Annotated in this window: 17 protein-coding genes; 7 read left to right on the forward strand and 10 right to left on the reverse strand. The window is 53.4% G+C overall.

Annotation, left to right across the window (positions count from 1 at the left end):
• The first annotated feature begins 306 nt into the window (after window positions 1-306).
• Complete coding sequence (locus tag EYC98_RS18945) at window positions 307-699, forward strand: PAS domain S-box protein (protein WP_279246970.1); 393 nt, start codon at window positions 307-309, stop codon at window positions 697-699.
• An 82-nt stretch (window positions 700-781) separates the two neighbouring features.
• Here the strand turns inward: EYC98_RS18945 and EYC98_RS18950 are convergent, their stop codons facing one another.
• On the reverse strand, window positions 782-1,306 hold the full coding sequence (locus EYC98_RS18950) for a disulfide bond formation protein B (RefSeq protein WP_279246971.1): 525 nt from the start codon (window positions 1,304-1,306) through the stop codon (window positions 782-784).
• 280 nt (window positions 1,307-1,586) lie between these two features.
• Between EYC98_RS18950 and purT the strand changes: the two genes are divergently transcribed.
• Window positions 1,587-2,768 (forward strand): formate-dependent phosphoribosylglycinamide formyltransferase, encoded by a 1,182-nt coding sequence (gene purT / locus EYC98_RS18955; RefSeq protein WP_279246972.1) that lies wholly within the window; start codon window positions 1,587-1,589, stop codon window positions 2,766-2,768.
• A gap of 174 nt (window positions 2,769-2,942) precedes the next feature.
• Window positions 2,943-4,013 carry a DUF2855 family protein gene (locus tag EYC98_RS18960; RefSeq protein WP_279246973.1) on the forward strand — a complete coding sequence of 357 codons (1,071 nt, stop codon included), beginning with the start codon at window positions 2,943-2,945 and terminating at the stop codon, window positions 4,011-4,013.
• Here the strand turns inward: EYC98_RS18960 and EYC98_RS18965 are convergent, their stop codons facing one another.
• Entirely contained in the window at window positions 4,014-5,288 is a 1,275-nt protein-coding gene (locus tag EYC98_RS18965; protein ID WP_279247218.1) for a pyridoxal phosphate-dependent aminotransferase, read from the reverse strand.
• A 163-nt stretch (window positions 5,289-5,451) separates the two neighbouring features.
• Between EYC98_RS18965 and EYC98_RS18970 the strand changes: the two genes are divergently transcribed.
• Window positions 5,452-6,357, forward strand: coding sequence for a MurR/RpiR family transcriptional regulator (locus tag EYC98_RS18970; RefSeq protein ID WP_279246974.1), 906 nt, complete (start codon window positions 5,452-5,454; stop codon window positions 6,355-6,357).
• Window positions 6,358-6,900: 543 nt separating this feature from the next.
• Window positions 6,901-7,587: a VPLPA-CTERM sorting domain-containing protein gene (locus tag EYC98_RS18975; RefSeq protein ID WP_279246975.1), complete on the forward strand. Its 687-nt coding sequence runs from the start codon at window positions 6,901-6,903 to the stop codon at window positions 7,585-7,587.
• Between the two features lie 89 nt (window positions 7,588-7,676).
• Here the strand turns inward: EYC98_RS18975 and EYC98_RS18980 are convergent, their stop codons facing one another.
• A complete protein-coding gene (locus EYC98_RS18980) occupies window positions 7,677-7,835 on the reverse strand; it encodes a hypothetical protein (RefSeq protein ID WP_279246976.1) in 159 nt (52 codons plus the stop codon).
• Window positions 7,836-8,467: 632 nt separating this feature from the next.
• On the opposite strand from EYC98_RS18980, the gene EYC98_RS18985 reads away from it, so the two are divergent.
• Entirely contained in the window at window positions 8,468-9,124 is a 657-nt protein-coding gene (locus tag EYC98_RS18985) for a hypothetical protein (protein ID WP_279246977.1), read from the forward strand.
• Between the two features lie 89 nt (window positions 9,125-9,213).
• Here the strand turns inward: EYC98_RS18985 and EYC98_RS18990 are convergent, their stop codons facing one another.
• The 4 genes from EYC98_RS18990 to EYC98_RS19005 all read right to left on the reverse strand — a co-directional run bounded on the left by EYC98_RS18990 (window position 9,214) and on the right by EYC98_RS19005 (window position 15,193).
• Window positions 9,214-10,290: an NADH:flavin oxidoreductase gene (locus tag EYC98_RS18990; RefSeq protein ID WP_279246978.1), complete on the reverse strand. Its 1,077-nt coding sequence runs from the start codon at window positions 10,288-10,290 to the stop codon at window positions 9,214-9,216.
• Between the two features lie 283 nt (window positions 10,291-10,573).
• Window positions 10,574-11,287, reverse strand: coding sequence for a VPLPA-CTERM sorting domain-containing protein (locus EYC98_RS18995; RefSeq protein ID WP_279246979.1), 714 nt, complete (start codon window positions 11,285-11,287; stop codon window positions 10,574-10,576).
• Between the two features lie 602 nt (window positions 11,288-11,889).
• Window positions 11,890-14,136, reverse strand: a complete 2,247-nt coding sequence (locus EYC98_RS19000; protein WP_279246980.1) for a family 16 glycosylhydrolase — start codon at window positions 14,134-14,136, stop codon at window positions 11,890-11,892.
• A gap of 91 nt (window positions 14,137-14,227) precedes the next feature.
• Entirely contained in the window at window positions 14,228-15,193 is a 966-nt protein-coding gene (locus tag EYC98_RS19005) for a hypothetical protein (RefSeq protein ID WP_279246981.1), read from the reverse strand.
• Between the two features lie 385 nt (window positions 15,194-15,578).
• Here EYC98_RS19005 and EYC98_RS19010 point away from each other — a divergent pair, with 385 nt between their 5' ends.
• Window positions 15,579-17,918: an arylsulfatase gene (locus tag EYC98_RS19010; protein ID WP_279246982.1), complete on the forward strand. Its 2,340-nt coding sequence runs from the start codon at window positions 15,579-15,581 to the stop codon at window positions 17,916-17,918.
• Window positions 17,919-17,935: 17 nt separating this feature from the next.
• On the opposite strand, the gene EYC98_RS19015 is transcribed toward EYC98_RS19010, so the two are convergent.
• Genes EYC98_RS19015 through EYC98_RS19025 form a run of 3 tightly spaced genes read right to left on the reverse strand, consistent with a single transcriptional unit; the run spans window position 17,936 to window position 20,908 of the window.
• On the reverse strand, window positions 17,936-18,274 hold the full coding sequence (locus tag EYC98_RS19015; RefSeq protein ID WP_279246983.1) for a YdbL family probable chaperone protein: 339 nt from the start codon (window positions 18,272-18,274) through the stop codon (window positions 17,936-17,938).
• A gap of 9 nt (window positions 18,275-18,283) precedes the next feature.
• Window positions 18,284-18,469: a YnbE family lipoprotein gene (locus EYC98_RS19020; protein ID WP_279246984.1), complete on the reverse strand. Its 186-nt coding sequence runs from the start codon at window positions 18,467-18,469 to the stop codon at window positions 18,284-18,286.
• Between the two features lie 51 nt (window positions 18,470-18,520).
• Window positions 18,521-20,908 carry an intermembrane phospholipid transport YdbH family protein gene (locus EYC98_RS19025; protein ID WP_279246985.1) on the reverse strand — a complete coding sequence of 796 codons (2,388 nt, stop codon included), beginning with the start codon at window positions 20,906-20,908 and terminating at the stop codon, window positions 18,521-18,523.
• Window positions 20,909-20,910: the final 2 nt, after the last annotated feature.

Raw genomic sequence — 20,910 nt, forward strand, 5'->3', positions numbered from 1 at the left:
CGCCCCCGGTTAATCCTAAACCCCGTTACTCAATGAGTGACGGGGTTTTTTTATGTGGATCGCCAGGCGGCGTGCGCGCCCCCGGTTAATCCTAAACCCCGTTACTCGATGAGTGACGGGGTTTTTTACGCACATCGCCAGGCGGCGTGCGCGACGTCTGTCGGTGGCTGGCGATTAGTCTGTGAGCAGTGTCTCAAATAAACGATAAAGCTCGGCAAGTAACGTAGGTGCAAGTGAAATACGCACCGTAATCGCCTACTATTGAGGCAACAATAACCGGCAGACCCTAAAATAATAGCTCTAATTATGATGATAACTTCAGCCGAAACCCGCGACCTTATAGGCGACATCCTCAATACCTGTCAGGATGCGGTTATCTGGATTGATACCAACAGTCACATAGTACAATGGAACAATAAGGCAGAAGCCTTATTCGGCTTCCGTCGTGAGTCGGTTTTGAAGCACAGCATAACCAGCACAATTATCCCCGATGAACACCGTGTTGGTCATCTCAAGGGGATGGCAAAGTATATGGATACGGGTCACGGTAACGTGTTCGGAGTGAAAACGACGATAAATGCAGTAACCTGGTCGGGCGAGGAGATAATGGTGACTCTGGCCATCGACAAAATAAGCGTAAGTGGAACGCAGTATTTCACCGCGCAAATCGCACCATTTGTCGAGCAGAATGAACGTTAAAGGCCCTCTAGTAAAAATCATCCCCTAGAGACTGGGAGCTAAGCGTCTGTTGGGCACTGTCGCATTAGCATATCCGCACTGCTCAATCGTGGTCGGCCGTCGAAGGGCGGGAAATCAAACTCAGGTAGAGCGCGTAGATAGCCATTGGTATAGCCACGCTTGCAAAAGCTAGTAAGCCTTCGGCCATGCTGACCCCTGCAAATAGCTCCGGTGTATAGCCGCAAAGATTGCGTACCTCGAACATGAACGGAAGCCACTGGTCTAAGGCGAACCAATCTGGAAAGCCCAGGAAGAACTGGCAACTGCCCGCGCCAATACCATTTTCTAATTGGTACAGGTACCAGGAACGCTCCCAGAGACCAAAGCCTGCGCCAATCAGCAATAAATGGCCCGTGATATATAGGTACCTGCGCTTGGGTAGGACGCACATGATGAGCGCAAGCAGTGTAAACGCCGCAACCCAGATACGTACGTGAATACATATCTGACAAGGCTCATCGCCTATTTGGTATTGGAAATAGAGCGCCACTGTTTCGAGAGCGATCCCCAATAATGCAACACTGACCCAATACCACTTAGTGGTTAGGAAGGTGTGTACAAACCCCATGCGCTAGCCTCCACTCATCAAGCGCTCAGTTTACCTGAGTTGCGTGGTGTCGACACCTGAACCAAGCCTCATTGCGGAGCATGGTTCCCTCGTCCATTTTATTGCGTAAGCCGTCGGCGATTATATTCTCCCAGTAGGGCCTGGATTGGTAGATCGCCGGTGTATTTTCGGAGGCTCCCTAAAGCTCAGCAAGCTATCAAACACACCGCTCAAATCTGGCATAATATACGCTCAACTTGTTGACCGCTGCGGCGTCACTGATAAGACAGGAAAGATTGTTATGACACAGATCGGTACCCCATTATCCAAAACTGCTACCAGGGTCTTACTGTGCGGCTCCGGTGAATTGGGCAAGGAAGTGGCTATTGAACTGCAACGCCTTGGGGTCGAGGTTATCGCCCTGGATCGTTACGACAATGCGCCCGCGATGCAGGTAGCACATCGTTCCTATACGGTCTCGATGACTGATGGTGAGGCTCTGCGTAAGATCATTGAAACCGAGAAGCCTCATTACATCGTCCCGGAAATTGAAGCCATCGCGACGGATACGTTGGTTGAACTGGAAGAAGAGGGCTACACCGTTATTCCTACAGCGCGTGCGGCCCAACTTACTATGAATCGTGAGGGTATTCGCCGCTTGGCAGCAGAGGAGCTTGGCGTTCCGACTTCACCGTTTCGCTTCGCGGACGATAAGCAAGCATACCTGGATGCCATTGATGAAATTGGGATGCCGTGCGTTGTAAAACCGATCATGAGCTCATCAGGTAAGGGGCAGAGTCTGGTCCGCAGTATGGACGATGTGGACCATGCCTGGGACTACTCTCAACAGGGGGGGCGTACCGGCGCCGGCCGCATCATTGTAGAGGGTTTTGTAGATTTCGATTATGAGATAACCCTGCTCACTATTCGCCATCGTGATGGCACGAGCTATTGCGAGCCTATTGGACATCGACAGGAGGAGGGCGACTACCGTGAGTCCTGGCAACCGCAGGCGATGTCTGATGCCGCGTTGAGTAAAAGCCGCGAGGTAGCCAATAAGATTACAGAAGCCCTGGGCGGTTGGGGCTTGTTTGGCGTCGAGCTATTTATCAAAGGCGATGAAGTTTATTTCAGCGAAGTGTCGCCGCGCCCCCACGATACTGGAATGGTCACTCTGATATCGCAGGACTTGTCCGAGTTTGCGCTGCATGCGCGTGCCATCCTGGGTCTGCCTATTCCCGCGATTCGTCAGCATGGAGCGGCGGCATCCAGTGTCGTATTGGTGAGCGGCGACTCCACGAGCATGGTATACAAAGGTTTGGACTCGGCGCTCACAGAGCCAGACACCGATCTCCGGTTGTTTGGCAAGCCAGAGGTATCGGGCCAACGCAGGCTGGGCGTGGGGTTGGCGCTGGGCGCTGATGTTGAGGACGCGAGAGCCAGAGCCGTGCGTGTCAGCAACAGTATTAGCGTAGAGCTTTAGTCGTTACGCGCAACTGCACGACACAGCCATAGGCTCTGCTCGGTACCATAATAGCGAGCGCGATGGCGGTTTTGGATCGGCGCTGATACCTTCTATATCCGCCAGATCTGACTATACTGCAGGTCACCATTTCACTCATACATGCACAGTTTGTATCGCCTCAGGAGTTACATCATGTCACAGGACTTTTTGGTCAATCGTAGCAATCTCGCAGAAGCGAAGATGGCTTCCGCCGTAACCCCGGTCGCCGCGTCTGGGGAAGCCGTTCTGCGGGTCGACAAGTTTGCACTGACTGCCAACAATATTACCTATGGTGTGGCAGGCGATATTATCGGCTATTGGAATTTCTTCCCTGCCGAAGCGGGTTGGGGGCGTATCCCGGTTTGGGGTATTGCCACTGTGCAGTCCAGCGAGCACCCGGGTATGAAGGTCGGTGATCGGTTTTACGGTTACTTTCCTATGTCTACAGAGCTGCTGGTTAAACCAGAGAGAGTAACCGAACGAGGTTTTTTTGATGCCGCGGAGCACCGCGCTGAACTACCTATCGTTTATAACCAGTACTCGAAGATGACAGTAGACAATGGTTTTGACCCGGCGCTGGATAATCACGCAATGCTGTATCGCCCGCTTTTCACAACCTCTTTTGTACTGGATGACTATCTGGCAGACAATGACTTCTTTGGTGCTGACTCAGTCATTCTTGGTAGTGCCTCCAGTAAAACCGCTTTTGGTCTGGCGTTTATGCTGCAGCGGCGCGGTGGTAAAAAAGTGATCGGTCTGACTTCGGCGGGTAATGTCGATTTCTGCAAAGGCCTGGGTTTGTATAATGAAGTACTGACCTACGCTGAAGTCGAAAGCCTGCCACAGGCCGCCAGTGCTTATGTAGATATGTCTGGTAATGGTGACGTGTTGCGGCGCTTGCATCATCATCTGGCGGATAATTTGCTATGTAGCTGTGGAGTGGGCGTAACCCACCATGAGTCGGGTCTTGGTCAGGGCAGCGATGATATGCCAGGAGCCAAGCCACAAATGTTTTTTGCTCCCAGCCAGATTGTTAAGCGTAACGAGGAGCTAGGCCCAGAGATTTACCAGCAGCAAATTGGCGAAGCCACACAGGCCTTTCTGGCCGAAGTCGATAATTGGGTCAGTATTGAGGAACACGCGTTCAGCGATGTAGATGCCGTATTCCATACGATTCTGGACGGCGCATCCCCAACCCGTGGTTACGTGATCACAGCCGGGTAGTCACCCGCTGGCTACAGAGACGCCTGGCGTGCGTGTCTGTAGCCAGTTGCATAGTCGCTTGATACCTTCCTCCATGTTGCTGTGGTACTGATTGCCATTAGCCAGTGCTTGGCTGCCGTCAAAATCAACATAAGCGAGTCTGGCGGTCAGACTGCTCTCAGGCATGCCAAAAGCTGAGCCGGGCAAGAGGGTGACACCGGTATCTTCAAGAATTGTTTGGGTTAGTTCCGCGCCACTGGTGATACCACAGGCAGCAAGTTTGTCACGATAGGCAGAGAAATCCGGGAACAGATAAAAGCCTCCCTCGGGATCATGTACCGCCACACCCGCTTGGCGCAGTGACTGGGCGCACGATTGGCCGGTGTCGGCCAGAATGGAGCGTTGCTGCTGCAGAAATTGGTGCAAGCGTTCATCTTCAGTGTAGGCCACGACCGCGGCATGTTGAATGGGCGCCGGCGCGCACGAAAAGGTTTCCGAGCACACCCCGATAACGCGCTGCATATAGTCAGCACCCAGTTGCACAGGGATATGCGCAATACCCAGCCGCCAGCCGCCAGCTCCGCACCACTTTGATAGCCCACTGGTAATCATCGTACCTTCTGGATAATAGTCGGCAATCGACACATGTTGGCCACGGTGGTGCAACAGTCCATAGATCTCGTCCGATATAACCATGACACCATGTTTGCGCAGGACGTTGGCTAATGCAGCAAGCTGTTCACCCGAGTAGGTCAGGCCATCGGGATTACCGGGATAGTTCAGTATTAGAAACAACGGACGTTCTAGATCACGGCGTTGACTGCAAAACTGCTCCAGCATTTCTGGCGTCACACGCCAGTGCTGCTCCAACTCGGTTTGCAAATGATACACACGATGACCTGCCAGGCGAGCCTGTGGTTCGTACGATACCCAGCCTGGCGCGACGAGGGCGACATCCGCGTTCTGCACAGCAGCCAGCAGGCAGAAAAGCAGGATCTTACTGCCAGCCCCGATTACAACCTGTTCGGAACTCCACTGCTGTGTCTGCCGCGCCGAATGGAATTTGGCGACGGTTGAGCGCAATTCCGGGAGGCCTTGTACATCAAGATACTCTTTGCGGTGAGCCGCCACCCGCAGAGCGGCTACCACGTGCTCGGGCACGGGGAAGGGGCTCTGACCAAAACCAAAGCGGAAAATGGGTTTATCCTCGGCGGCGCGCTGGTTGGCTATCTGATTCACCAACAAAGTTTCGGAGTGTTGGGTGTCGCGCAGATTCTGCTGCAGGCGCTGAAGCATTGGGTTCACTGGCGGTACTCCCCTAACGGGAAAAATCGAACTATGCGCTGCGGGCAGCCTTATTTCCACATAAACACTATAATGAAAATATATTTACATAAAAGCTGGTCGCGCACGTAGCTGAGCCTGCACCTGTGAACGCACCTAACTAAGGTAAAGCATTATGAAAACGCCTCACTATACTTTTCCACCCGAGTCCTTTGCGGCCTTGCGCCAACTACCGGTCCTGATTGGACGTGGCGATGTCGATCTGCCGATGGGGAAGCAGAGCTACCGTGCGCTGTGTCAGATGATGGATACCCCTGAAATAGTGGCCATGGGCAATATCTCTACACTGGCGGTTGATTTGGGTGTTAGTGCGCCAACGTTAAGTCGCTTGGCCAAGCTGTTGGGCTTCGCCGGATTTCCCGAGTTTCAGGTTTTGTTCAGGAATCATCTGATAGAGCCCGATCGGTTTTACAGCTCGCAGGTAGAGAGACTCGTCCAGGGAAAGAAGATGGTGGCGTTGGATCTGTTGCAGGAGCTTGCTGAAGAGTCAGGTAACAATATTACGCGGGCACTGGAGCAGGTCGCGCCGGCAGACCTGCAACAGATTGTCGAGTGGATGGCGACCAGTCCGCGGGTGTTTCTGTTTGGCTACCGCCAATCTGCTGCGCTGGCAACGTTAATGAGCTACGGGCTGAATATGATCCGTGCCCAGGTACAGCAATTGGGTGCCCAGGGGCAGGGCTTGTCGCTGGGACTCTCGCAATTACGAAAGAGTGATTTGATCATTTTGTTCAGTAGTTCCCCTTACAGTCGCGAGACCGTGCTGGCGGGGAGGCTAGCCCGTGAGCAGCAAGCACGTGTTGTTGCGATTACCGACTCACATCTGTCGCCGTTATCGCAATGGGCCGATCTCAGCTTGATGTTGCCTACGGAGTCGCAGTTCTATAGTAATAGCTTCGGTGCCACGGTCTTTATGATGGAAGCGTTGATGACTTTGGTCGCTAGAGTCCTGGGCCCAAAGGCTGTGACCAGCCTTGAGTCCAGAGAGCATATGATTAGTGCATTGAACGATCAGTACTGAGTTGCCCATGGTCGGCATAAACACTCATTGCGGTGTGACGGCTGGCCGGTATATTTTGGCTGTCAGCTTTTTTTACACATGAAATCAGCGCTGCAGGCTTATCTATCCAGCACCGGTGCTTGGTTTAGATTTTACGGTTTGGCGGTAAATTCGATAAGGCGGATCACTCATCGGATGAAATTTACACAATGACCCAATCTGGTGCGTTTCTTGGAACTTTATTACAAGTAATCCACACACCGGTGGCTCCAGCGGTGCAATCTGAGTGTTTTGGCCCAGCCTGAAAGCAGTATTTTGCGTCAGCTTAGTTTACAAAGGCCTACCACTGAAGGTTCTGGAATTAGCTAATAAAGCTATAAAATACAGTAGCTTAAAAACATTGGCATGAAGTGTGCAGAACAGACTGTGTAAAGTGCGAATTAAGTAACATTGGCAGATTAGAGTGGGTGTTCTGCATTCCGCGTTCGGTCTGGACTACGCGCTCTAATGCAGTTCTGCCTTCGGGTGGTTAACCTAAAGTAATCGTAAGAGAACAGGTGATACATGATGACAAATAAATATGGAACCAAGTTACTCGCGGCCGTAGGATTTTCATTGGCGGCGGGCGTAGCACAAGCGGCAATGCAGGATGTTGCAATTAATGGTGGGTTTGAAACCGGCGCCTTTAACGACGGCACTGAGAATGCCAGTTGGCAAGTATTCCCCAATAATGGCGTGGTAGAAATCACTACCGATAACCCGGCTTCCGGCACTTACGCTGCTAACCTTATCGTCCCTACCCGTGGAGTAGGTGATCCGGCTGTTGATGCCCTGATCAAGAACGCTAACCTGGGTGCTGGTTTTCTTACGCCTGGCGCACCCGTTACTATCACCTGGGACATGCGCGGTTCATTAGAAGGCGCCGGTGGCGTGATTTTTGTCGAGTTGTTTTCCGAGTTGGACGGCGGTGGCACATCCCAGGCAGAGATTTATACTGGTGGCCCAATTTTCCCGACTGCCGGTTGGTCCCCTTACAGCTGGACCACCACTCTTGGACCTGATGTCGACGGTGGCGTGACGCTGCAGTTGAAAGCCAGTTGTGGGCCTGTTGTAGGCTGTGGTGTAGATTCTTACTTCGACAACATAACGATTACCACCGATGTAGCTGCTGTTCCTCTTCCCGCAGCAGCTTGGCTGTTCGGTTCAGCGCTGATGGGCCTGGTTGGCATGTCACGTCGCCGCAAGAGCTAGGACGCAACAAGAAAAAGCTCGGATAGAGCCGGCCCTCGCTTAGAGCGGGGGCCGGTTTTTTTATGTCTAATGCATCCTTCGGGTAACCGCTAGCCTTCGACGAAACCGCCCCAGGTCGACATATAGTTGACGAAGGCCTCTCCCAAACCCTGCTCACGCAAGTAGTCAGCAGTGACCGGGTTACGGACCGGCTCGAAGCTGGCGTTGGCCGCCAACATGCTGGAGGGGTTGATGACATTAGTGGCCAAAGCGCTGGGACAGAAAGCTGTCGCGAGCCTTGAGTCCAGAGAGCATATGATCAGTGCGCTGAACGATCAGTACTGAGATAGTGCCCGCACGTGCATGCAGTCTCTGCTCCGCAAAGGCAGGAATATGCAATACGCGGGCAGATGTTGGCTGTCAGCTTTCTTTACACATAAATTTCTCCCTCCAGGCACCTTGGCGAGGGTGAAAAGTTTCCCTTAGTTCTGCGCTGTGACGCCGAATTCGATAAGGCGGACTTGATATCCGACGAAAATTACATGATGACCCATTCTGGTGCGTTTGGTGGAATTATCTTGCAACTAATTAAAGTTTCGAAGACTTTTAGAGTCACATCTGTTTGTTTTGAGTCAGGCTTGTAGGTAGATTGGCCGTCAGCTTTGTTTACAGAAGCGTAGTATTGATAATTAACGGACTAGCCGATAAAGCCTTTAATTTCAATAACATAGGAATACTGGCATGAAGTGTGCAACAGATCACATGCAAAATGTTATTCGGGCAACATTGTTTAACTCGAGCTTTTTTTTAAAAGCCCTCGCAGTCGGTTTGAACATGATGCCCCAATACAGTTCTGCCTTTGGGCGGTTAACCTACAGCAATATTAGACAGGTAAATAATTATGAAAAACATGTTTGGTAAAAAAATAGTTGCAGCATTTGGCTTTTCACTAGTTGCCGCTGCATCGCAAGCAGCGACTACGGTTAATATTGCTGCTGATGGTGGTTTTGAGTCCGGTAACTTTGATGGCTGGACCGTTTTTGAAATTAACGGTGGCGTAGCTGGCGTTAGCACCGACAACCCTTCATCAGGTACGTACTCCGGTGTTGCTACCTGTGATACAGGCGGCGTTCCTTGCGACGTACTGCTTAAGAATGCCAATCGTGGCATCGGTGTGGTTCAGGCAGGTAGCGAGATTGTAATCAAGTTTGATTATCGCGGTACTCAAGCGGATGGTGGTGTTATTTTTGCAGAGCTGTTTTCCGAGCTTGACGGTGGCGGTGTGTCGAAAGCTGAGATTCTGAGTGGCGGACCCCTGTTCGGCACGTCACAGTGGCAAACTGCAATGTTTACCACGACTCTCGGAACTGACGTTGCCGGCGGTGTAACTCTGCAGCTGAAGTCTGGTTGCGGCGGTGCTGCAACATGTCTGTCTGTAGCTTACTTTGACAATGTAGAAATGCTGGTACCGGCACCTGTACCCCTTCCTGCAGCGGCCTGGTTGTTCGGTTCTGCACTGATGGGTTTGGTTGGACTGTCACGTCGTCGCAACAGCTAAGACGTAACAAGAAAAAGCTCGGATAGAGCCGGCCCTCGCTTAGAGCGGGGGCCGGTTTTTTTATGTCTAATGCATCCTTCGGGTAACCGCTAGCCTTCGACGAAACCGCCCCAGGTCGACATATAGTTGACGAAGGCCTCTCCCAAACCCTGCTCACGCAAGTAGTCAGCAGTGACCGGGTTACGGACCGGCTCGAAGCTGGCGTTGGCCGCCAACTGGTTAGGAAAGTCGTGGTGCAGTATGGCGGCGCGTCCCAGCATCACAAAATCGGCCCCGGATTCAATGCAGCGAATCGCATCTGCCGGGTTGCGTATCTTACCTGCCGTACCCAGTCGAACATTGCCTCGCTCAAGCTCAGCGAAATAAGACCACAGCGAGCGCCCTTGAAATTCCTCTTCGGTGGGCTCCTTGAAGGAGTCCCATAGTGACATGTCGAGAAAGTCGATTTTGCCTTCGCTCATCAGCCTTTGTGACAGTTGCAGAATTTCACCTAGCTTGATATCAAAGCGCTCCGGTGACAGGCGCACACCCATTATAAAGTCAGGGCTACAGCGTTCACGAATAGCATCAATGATATCGAATAGGATGCGTGTCCTGTTCACCAGTGAGCCGCCGTAGCGATCATCACGCTGATTGATGGTGTCACTGAAGAACTGGCACAGCAGGTAGCCGTGGGCTCCATGCAGTTCCACACCGTCGAAACCTGCCTGCTCGCAGCGCACTGCGGCGGCTATAAAATCCTCGGCTACCTGCTCCACTTCAGGCAGAGTAAGGGCACGCGCTCCGGTTTCCTCGTTGTCGCTAGGGCAGACCGCCCGCTCGCCAATTTCCTCTTCAGGCGAGCGCATACCGGCATGGTGTAATTGCGCGATGGCGAGACTGCCGTTGGCCTTAATACCGTCAGCGAGGCGGGTGAGGCCGGGCAAGTGGTGGTCTGAGAAGCAGCCCAATTGGCCTGGAAAACCTTTGCCAATCGCCTGCACATGCGCCGCGCAGGTCATGGTCAGTCCAAAGCCGCCTTCGGCACGCATGGTCAACCAGCGGTATTCGTCATCCGACAATACGCCATCGGCATGGCTTTGCAGATTGGTCAGTGGCGCCAGCATAAAACGATTTTTCATAGACTTGCCGCTGGCGAAACTCAGCGCTTGGAAAAGGTCAGACATGGTGGGTCCTTGTGGTGTTGTGAGAGTCGTGTCGATGAGGGTGTAGTGGGTTTGTGTATAACGGGCGAGAGATTAGCACAATCAGGGTTGGCGCTACGAGTGCTTGATGATGACGCTGGAAGTGCTTGTGCTGCGCGAGTCTAGCGATTCGCAGAAGGACCGATAATTGTGCTGTGTCAGAGTGCTGTGATGCTGAGGCTAGCCAAACTGTAGGCAAAAAAAGACCGGCTTCTATTGCTAGAAAGCCGGCGCTTTATTTTACGTTGAAACGTGTTGCAGAAGCTTAGCTCTTGCGACGACGTGACATTCCAACCAGACCCATCAGTGCAGAACCGAACAACCATGCGGCTGCAGGAAGTGGTACTTCAGAAACGCTCACATCATCCCAGAACAAAGAACCGCCTGCACAGCAGGGCTCGCCAGTTTGAATGTGCAACAGAAATACTTCAAGTTGAGTGGTGCCTACCGGCGCAGTGCCTTGAACCAGCAACTGGGTCCAGTCGCTCACATCGGCTCCATCCTGAACGATGCTCAGATCTACATCCGCTGTACCAAACGGATCAACGGTAACCTGTGAACCACCAATGTTGTTGTTGCCTGCGTCAAGGAAGTTGAGTTGCAGGATACCGAGATTTTTAAACGAATCGCCGACCCAATTCATGACCCACGCTTCTAAAGCATAAGCCTGACCTGCATCAGCAGCCATGCTTTGGAATGCACCAGCTGCTGCCCCCGGACTGAACGGACCGTACATCTTCAGCGATTGAGTGCCCCCAACGTCGTGTGAAACCGGGCCAAAATTGGGGCCGTCGGTAGCGTTAGTGAATACGGTTTCGAAACTAGTCCAGCCGCTTGCTCCGCCTAAATCGCCGTTGGAAGCGTCGCCATCCTCAAATCCGCCATTTTGCAGAGCCGCACTACTGAGCGCTGAGAATGACATCCCTGCGGTCATGGCTACTACTGCCAGTCCTGTTTTAACAAATTTATTCTTCAACATATCCGTTACCTTTTATGTTTTCGCCACCCAACGGTGGAGTCTATATTCATACGCATCGTATGGCCAATTGCCAAGAATTCATTCTGGAACCCCTGAAGCCACTTGATAACGCTTCCAAACTTTCTAGTTACAAGTCTAACTAATGCATACTTTGTGCCAAAAAATATAAACTATTGATATATATAGCTTAATTATATTCTAGATTTTTTCCCCTCGCGCTACTGTCAACTTAATTGACAGCAATATAGTCGTTCACGTGTTACCGGCTTCGCTGTTATTCGTCGTTAGAGGCCCGAAAGTGACGATTTTCTACGTTTTGATGGCTTCAGTTAGTGAATTTCTCAAAACGTGTAATTTTCATCCGATCCACAGTCCGTTTCACCGTATCGTGGTTGCGAAAGACTACACGCCTGCTCAGGGATGTGCCGAAGAGTGCAAAACAGCCAAATGGAAAAGTGTAAAGAATCCTGACACTTGTTCTCAAAAGCCGAGACAAAGGGTTATTGGATAGCCATATGTCGCCTTGGAAGTAGGGCAATGGCAGAGACAAACAGCATACTCAGACAGGGCGCGGAAAAGCCGCCCCGGGTTACGGGTGCTAACTATTCGCCACCCGCCAGATGGATATCGTCAAAGTACAGCCTGCCAAATTGCAGCTGTCCGCCGGCAGAAATGGGGTTCCAGAAGCCGAGATAGATGATGCTGGTAAGCGACAGCAAAGCAGTCTGTCCCTCAAAATCCTGCAGCGGAATATCGTAATAGGCCCAGTTACCGCTGATGCTGACCGGTGTATAGTCTGCCAGTTGAATCCTGGGAGCAGGCTGGCCCCCGGCCGGACTCTCCAGCTGGACGCGCATGTCTGCAAAGGCTGGCATAGCAGACGTGTTGATCGCAAAGCGCAGGGACTGGTAGGCAGACATATCGCTGCCGGAGCCAAAGTTCAGTATGAAACCGCCATAGCTTCTGCCTGTGTTCACGTAGTCCGCAGCTAGCGCGACGTTGCCATCTGCCGGTGCCACAGCGGTGCTGTTTTCGCTAGTATTGGTAAGATTGCCACCGAAGTCGGCCCCGTTAATGATGTTAGCGTACCGCAGGACTCCATCGGTGTGCGTTTCTGAGTAGATGCCCAGCTCGGGAGTTGTAGGCCCGGCGCCAAGCGTATAGGTTCCCTCGCCATCATCGGCCTGATACACGCGCACGTAATCTACCAGCATGGTTTGGGGCCACTGGGTCGTTTCGTCAGGAGCGCCGCCCAGGGTTCCGCCCACCGCCACATTCAAAATGGTGAAGAACTCTTCCAGAAACTCGGTCATATAGCCGGGGTCTATCGCGCGATAGAAGTAGGTCTGTCCGTCTATCTTGCCGGTGATGCCGTTGGCGTCCCACTCGGCTGAAAAGATGTGGTAGTCATCGCCTAGAGAATAGGGAAAGCTTTTGAACTGCGAGTCGTATTGCCAGCCTGGGTCAAATTGGCAGGGTGCCGGACTGCGGCGGTCGTCGCAATAGTGCACCGTGAAATGTGTGGTCTTCTCATCGGAGTAGTTATTGTTCATCTCCACAATGTCTATTTCGCCCGTGCGGGGCCAGCCGACAGAGGGGAAATTCGAGCCTAACATCCAGAATGCCGGCCACATCCCTGTGCTGACCGGGGGTTTCAGTCGCGCCTCGATTTTCCCGTATTTAAAGGCGAACTTACCCAGCGTGTTGATACGTGCTGAGGTGATAGTGCCGTTGCGCTTGCCGCAGTTTGGCGGTTGCGCGCAGCGCGCCACGATGTTCAGATTGCCATCTTGCACAAACAGGTTGGCTGAAGAGTTGGTGTATAACTGCCATTCATCGTTGCCCCAGCCAAAACTTCCGTAGCCAGTTTCCGCAACCCAGTTGTCGCTGGATAAAGCGGTGCCGTCAAACTCGTCACTCCATATCAGTGAAAATATAGCTGGCTCGGGTTTTGTTTTGACTTGTGCGCTGCAGGCGTCAGGTTCGTTGCAGGCTTGGCTGACAAAAATATTGTCGAGATCGAAACTTGCATCGCCGCCGGTCACCTCGATCACAAAAGCGTTGCCAACGTCGCTCAGGTCGAGTCCTTCGCCGGGTCCCGGGTTCGCCAGCAGGTCGGCGAAGCTGACGGACACACGGCGCCACTCTCCCAGTTGATACTGACTGGGCGATAGCACTTTCTGGCCCAGCGCAGGGTAGCCGCTGTCCATTTTCACGGTTAGCGCTGCATTGGCTGACAAACTGTTGACCCTGATATCGAAAACCAGCTGGCCTTGCCCGTTGCCAGAAAAGTCGAAGCCGGTATCGAATAGCGGGTCGGTGGAGAGGTTGCCGGTATTCAGGTACACATTGGCAACGCCGCCGCTGACAGATACCTGCCAGACGATGTTGTCCGGGTCGTCAGAATCAATGGCATACGGGTTGTTCACGACAGTCGCGCCTGGTGCTTTAAAGCCCCCGTTTCTAAGCGTAACGCTAGCACTGCGATCAAGCGGGCTAGAGATTTCCGCCGGTCCGTCCAGAAAAAGGTCTATGGTCTTTACGAAAGCAAGCGCAGTCGAGCCCGAGAGCAGCTGGTTTTGCAGGTGTAATACGTCTTGGATATTAATCTTGCCGTCTGGCGCGGCTGGCGGGAACACATCTCCGTGGGCCAGTTGCAGAGGCGATGGCGTATCGGCGCTGAGGACAATGTCTTGGGCTATTTGATAGTCGCCCAGGTTAATGATTCCGTCTGGAGCCCCAGCAGGCGCCAGGTCACCGTCGGCATAAATGGGGCCGCTTGCCTGTACTCCGTTGGTGCTGAGTAAAACGGTCGCTAGCAGTGCCAGCGCGCGGGCGTGCGCGCCCAAACTTCCGCCTTTCCGGCCTTGGGGAAGGCCAGCGTGTATTAGATTCATGGGTCTTTAGCTCAGTGCCGCCGGAGTTTGGATAAAGTTACTATCACAAGTCGCTGGCGTGGGTGAGAACTGGTGTCAGCCCTTCGATGATTGCGCCGCTGGTATCTATGTAATAGCTGGCAGATGTATCCAGAGCGAACTGGGTTTTAGCGACAGCGGGAAGGGCGCTAGAGCCCAAAGCGAAGTAAACCAACGTCACCGCCAAATCATTCACTGAGGAGGAGTTATTGGTGCCCGTGTTAGCGGGGACGAAACCCTGAGGGTTGAGAATGATAATATTGATGACGCCAGTATTATTGCCATTATCAACTACGTTGTAGCTCAGCTGGACATAGGGGTTGTGGCTGGAAGGCAAAATTATCGGCTCTATGCCATTGTTGAAATAACTATCGTCGTAATATTCTACAGACAGAAAAGCACCACCGATGTTGGCAAAGTCCGCGGGAGTATCCGGGGCTAGTAAAAATCTGTTTTTGGTGGGCGCATAACTCGCAAACTGCTGGAGATACTGACCGTCCACGTTGGACTGACCTGGGAGGATCTCTAGTGGCAAGCTGGACAGATCCCCTTCACCCAGGAAAGCGGTATTTTCAAGTTTTGTGGATGAGACATTAACCGTCGCTGGACCCGTTGCCAGCGGCAGCGGTGTGCCGCTTCCCACTTCAGTGAGTAAGACGGCCGCGAACCAACCGCCATCAAACGGCACCAGCCCCAACGCGTTACCCTTAATAGCTTCAGCGTTCACGACTGCGGCGGGGTCGGGGTAGGACTTGAAGACCTGCAGTGCGTCCAACTCAAAAACCGAATTTTCTGAGTCGGTGATAGTAATATCGAGTTCGCTTGGGTTAAGCACCTTGGCCCCGTTGGAGTTTCGTTCAACTCCACCTAATCCAACAATAACGATGTCGCCTGCGCGGGCGTAACTCGGCACTGGTTTGGTTTGCACGCAGCCTACCACCAGTATCATGGCGCCCAGCGCAATCAGACTTCTAAAATATTTGGTCGACATAGTCACTCTCCGATAATTTTTCCCTGTTTTTTCCAGCACTTGTGAGCGGCGCTGAATTTGCGGCTCACATAAGTGCAGAGAAACTCGCTTTCATAACAGGGTGTGCTTGAGCAAAACTCTCTGTAGTCCTCTGTATACCGGACTGAAGTGATATTTACAACTTCGCTACGACAAAGTGGTAGTTGGTTAAGTCAAACTGTGAAGCAATTCCAGATTCATTCAGAGCTCACGCTGGCGCTGGAGTTTTGGGTCTCTGGTCATCAAGTTATTTCTGACCGAGACTTTCACCATACCCGGCGACGCTGTTTTTTTTGTCCGCTAGCGGGCGCCGGAAGATGAGAATCACTGTGCTATTCTGTGTTTCAACAAGCAAGAGGAGCGCGATATGTTGGGTTTGAAGCTGGCTTGGATAGTTGCCATTGGAGGCCTACTGGCCGCGCTAGGTGCGCGTGATGCCGGTGCCAGTGGACTGGTGTTGCCGGCGCCAGCAGCTCCCGCCGCGCAGGCGCGCGGGCTCACCGTGGGCGAAGTGCCGCGAGATGGATTTTCCAGCCGCAGTGCACCTGCAGGTGCTCCCAATGTGTTGGTGGTGCTGTTAGACGACGTCGGCTTTGCTGCCGCGTCCACCTTTGGCGGGTTGGTGCCCACACCCTATCTGACGCAACTCGCTGAAGGCGGGCTCAGCTATAATCGCTTTCACACCACCGCCATATGTTCACCAACCAGGGCCTCGCTGATGACTGGGCGTAATCCGCATGCGGTGGGGGTTGGTAGTGTCATTAATAGCGTCCAACCCTGGCGCGGAAGGTCGGGCCTGTTGCAGTCCGACACGGCTACGATAGCCGAAATCTTGCGCCTGAATGGCTATGCGACCGGGATGTTTGGTAAATGGCACCTGACGCCAGATCATGAGGCGTCACCTATGGGGCCGTTTGATCGCTGGCCTACCCAGCAGGGTTTCGAAACGTTCTACGGATTTTTGGGCGGTGAGACGCATCAGTTTGAACCCACGCTGTTTGCCGGTACTCAACTGGTACAACGCCCCGCGGGGGACAACTACCACGTCACCTCGGACCTGACTGAGCGGTCCATTGATTGGATCAAGTTACAGCAGAGTCTGCGTCCAGAGCAGCCTTTCTTTTTATACCTGGCTCCGGGTGCAACGCATGCACCCCTGCATGCGCCCAAGGCGTGGATCGATAAATTTGCCGGTCAATTTGACCGCGGCTGGGATGTTGCCCGTGAAAAAATCTTTGCGCGGCAGCTAGAGCTGGGTGTTATACCGCCGGGCACAGAGCTGACTCCGCGGCCGCCTGAATTGCGCGCCTGGGATACGCTCGATAGTGAAGAACAACAAGTGGCGGCCCGACTGATGGAGGTGTATGCAGGGTTTCTGGCCCATACCGACGCCGAGGTCGGGCGGGTGCTAGAGTCACTGCGGGAGCAGGGTTTGTTCGACAATACGCTGGTGTTTTACATTGTCGGGGACAACGGCGCGAGTGGTGAGGGCGGCGGCGACTACGGCACCTGGAATGAGATGGGGCGTATACAGGGAATAGTGCAGTCGCCTGCAGAACTGCTTAAGCGTTACGATGAAATAGGCGGTACCGATTCATATCCACACTATTCCGCGGGCTGGGCCTGGGCTACCAATACGCCTTTTCGCTGGGTTAAACAGGTGGCGTCTCACTTGGGCGGTACGCGCAATCCGCTGGTGGTTAGTTGGCCCGACGGGATCGCGGCGAAGGATGAGTTGCGCACACAATTCAGCCACGTCAACGATATTTTCCCAACCGTACTGGAAGCCGCCAAGCTGCCGGCGCCGGCGCTGGTTAACGGCATCGGCCAGAAGCCGCTGGATGGCTTTAGTCTGCTGTATAGCTTTGATGACGCGGTAGCTCCAGAAGTCCATGCCACACAGTATTTTGAAGTCCGTGCTAATCGTGCGCTCTATCACAAGGGTTGGATGGTTTCTTCGCGCAACGAAAACAGCGTTCCATGGCACGGATTAATCGCCACAGATGACCAGCTTCCAGAAGATAAATGGGAGCTTTACGATTTGCGCAGTGACTTTAGTCAGGCAAAAGATGTGGCGCGGGAGAACCCCCGTCAGCTGCAAAAGCTGGTGAATCTGTTCTGGGCTGAGGCCGGGCGTAACCAAGTGCTGCCATTGAGTGGTCGGCCCAGTGGGGAGCCGCCATTTGCGCCGCTGGGTGCGGGTAGGAGTGCGGTCAGCTATTACCCTGGCGCGGTTGGTTTACATGAGACAGCGATACCCAGCCTCAAGAATCGAAGTCACTCGATTACTGCCCGTATCGCTGTTCCTGAGATCGGTGCTTCCGGTGTTATAGCAACCCAGGGCGGCGTTGTGGCTGGTTGGGCGCTATATGTGAACGAGGAGGGGCACGCCTCTTACGTCTACAACCTGGCCGGCAAGTCAATCACCACGATCAGTGCCGATCAGCCATTGAAGCCTGGGCCGGCGCAGCTGGCGCTAGAGTTTGACTATGACGGGGGCGGTTATGGGCGCGGCGCAGATTTAGTGCTCAAGGTCGACGGCAAGCGGGTGGCACGCGGCCGTATCGAACGCAGTATTCCCGCCATATTTTCTATCGATGAAACCTTTGACGTCGGCACAGATACCGGCTCACCGGCCGGGCATTACCCAGCCAATTTTGCGTTTACCGGTACAATTGAGGAAGTACGTATTGCTGTCGATGGGTAGTAATCGACGGCGGACGACTACTTTTTCTGCCAACCGCTGCCGGTGTTGATGTACTGTCCTGACGGCGTCTTTTCAATAGCCTTGAGGCCAGCACGGGCCTCCACAGCCTGCAGACTGATGCGATTCTGTGTCGCTATCGCCTGATAGTGCTGTTTGCGTTTGGCGTTGATATCGCTGACCAGGCTGTTGACCTTGGCCGCAGGTTCGACGGCAGCGATGTAGCCGGTATGGGTTTCACCTACCATGCCTTGGGTTTTGGCCTCGCTGAGGTCGAGAGCCCAAGCGGGGTTAGATAGCAAAGTGAGCAGCGCAATAGCGCGCAAGACATGCTGCAGGTTGTGGCGAATCAGATTCATGGTGTTCTCCTAGAACAGGTCACTGTCTTCTGAAAAAATATCATCCAGTTCTTTGTCGACCTTAACGCGAATCTCATGTTCAATTTTTACATTGAGATTAATGGTAATAGGTTCTTCTGGCGCCCGGACTTGCACCGTCGGCGTGCACGCAACCACAGTCATTGCTAGTAGACACGACAAGATCAGTTTTGGCATGGTTGTCTCTCCAAAGGCGTTCTTCGACGAGGGTTATAGGCCTATACAAGCTTACCGCAAACCGTCTTCGAGCTTCTGCAGTAAACTATCACTTAGGCGCAGACTTTGTAACAGTGGATCGAGGTTTTGTTCCAGGTTGATATTGAAGTTAACTTGACGGCCATTCTCATAGGAGGGGTTGCTGCCTGTCAGCGAAAGCCCCAGGCGCAGTTGACCATTCTGATCCAGGTCGACGGTACTGGCCAACACCTGGTAGTGGAAATCATTCAGTAAATCCAGCGCCAGTCGCAGTTGCTCACTGGTCTCTGCCAAGGCCTTACTGGATTCATCCAGTGCGTAACGAATACTGCCACCGGGAGCCAGCGCCTGCAGGTAGCCGTTGCCTATCGTGAAACGCCCGGCACTGAACTGCAGTGGTATTTCGCCCTCCAGCACACCACCGGCGCTGATGTCTTGATTCTGTTGCAGCGCGACGATTTCTGATAGTTGTAAGTTTTCTGCTCGCAGGCGCAGCGCGTTGCGCTCGGCCCCCAGGTTCCACTCGCTGGGTTCCGGCATTATCACTCGTCCGCTAAAAACATCAGCGGAAAACGACTCTAGCCGGATCCGGGTCAGTGCCAGCTCTGGGTTGCCCGGTAGGGACAGCTGTGCGGTAACCTGGTTAAGTTCGATGCCCAGATTCAATCGGTCTATAGCAAGCCTGACCGGTGCGTTTGTTTTTGGATTTTCCCAACCCGACCATGCCGCGCTTAGTGTGCCGTTCTCAAAAAGATAGTCGTCCCAAGTGCCGGTGAGGTTGGCAATTTCAAGCGTAGACTGATGCTGCCACTGCGGCGCACTAAAGCCCTCGCTCAGTAAGTCACTGTGCAGTGACAGAGCACCTTCTGCCAGAACCAGGCGAGGGGCGCTGCCCATCAGTTCCCGCCATATTGGCAGCATCATTGAGGTCAGCCAGGGGAGGTCTGGACTGGTCACGTTCAACTGGTATTGTCCAACGCCCGTTTCAATCTCCAGCAGCCCAGCTAATTCCAGACGCAGGCTTTCAGTGATGTCGGCTATTCTCAGGTGAAACGCCTGACTTGAACGCTTGCTCTGTTGCGAAAGCTCAAGCGAGAGCAGTGGCAACTTTTGTTGTCGCAAGCTAAGCATCAGACCGGCGCGGAGTTCAGAATTTGCGGCTGTTGCATCAGCCACATTCAGCAGCGATTGCAGTTCAATGTTGTTCAGTCGCAACTCGCTGCTGCCAGTGCCAATGCGCAGGTTGCTCTCCGGGCTGCTGAGCTGCCAACGGTGAGTGCCAAGCTGGCTTAGACTAATAGCCTGCAGACTTTGCCAGCGCAGGGGAATCTCGCCACTCCATTGCAGCCACTCTAACTGTGCTGGTGACAGACCCAATTCAGCCACCGGCAGTGCAGCCTGGAAATCAAAGGCCGATAGCACTAGCTGCGAGATGTCGGCCGCATAGTTTAGCGACCAATCGAGTTCAGCTGTGGCGCCGCTGATCGTTTCCCCCAGCGTTATATGGCTAATGGCACTGTGTCCCTGTCCGGTTGCGACCACGCGTGATGTGCCTCCCTGAAGGGGAAAATCAGGGGACTGTAATAGGTCCGGGTGGCGGATATCAAATTCAAAACCACTGCTGCCACCAACCGCGAATTGTGATGTCGGGACCAGCTCAGGCGGCAGTAATTCTGCCTCTGTGAGTCGCGCTACCCAAGACAGCATCGCTGGGTGGTTGATTATGCCTTTTATATTCCACTGCCAAAGCTCAGACTGATCTGATGTTAGCTCCATTGTGGTTTCTGCAACTGTCAGATCCGCCGCTGTTATTGCCAATGTTGCGCTGAGCGGCAATCCACTGGGCGGCGCGCTCACTGCCAAAGATGTTGTGGCACCGTGTAAGCTTGTCTCAAGCTTGAATCGCAACTCCTCGGCGCTGAATAGCTGGCCAGTGAGGACCAGTGTTTGATCCTCGCTCAGTGGGTAGTTCAGTTGCCATGAGCCAACCTCAATCTTGTTCACCGGCAATTGTTGTAAAAGTGAAGAGGGGAGTAACTCACTGATGCGCAGTGCAGTCTCTTCGGTGCCATCTCCAGCCGTGGCAGGCGCCAGGCTTATCTGCGCCCGGTCGATAAAGGCACTATCCAGGCGCGCTTGCAGTAGTGATCGCCAGCTGAAGTCCAGACTAGTCGTCTCCAGCTCAAGACTGATTTTTTGGCCGTTGCGGTTCGCCGCAACTCGCAGGTCATAGAGCTCCAGGCGACTACCATTTCGTGTTATTTCTGCGACAGAGAAGCTTTGAACACCGTGCGGTGACAGCAGTGTACTGAGGTGGGTAGTGAGCAATGCGGGCAGCTGAAACCAGGCATAGACTCCTGCGCCAAGCAGGCTTAGCAACAGGAGCAGAATGACAGCGAGGAATATGCGCACGGGTTTCATGG

The organism is Candidatus Litorirhabdus singularis (assembly GCF_026262625.1).
Classification (GTDB): Bacteria; Pseudomonadota; Gammaproteobacteria; order Pseudomonadales; family Halieaceae; genus Litorirhabdus; species Litorirhabdus singularis.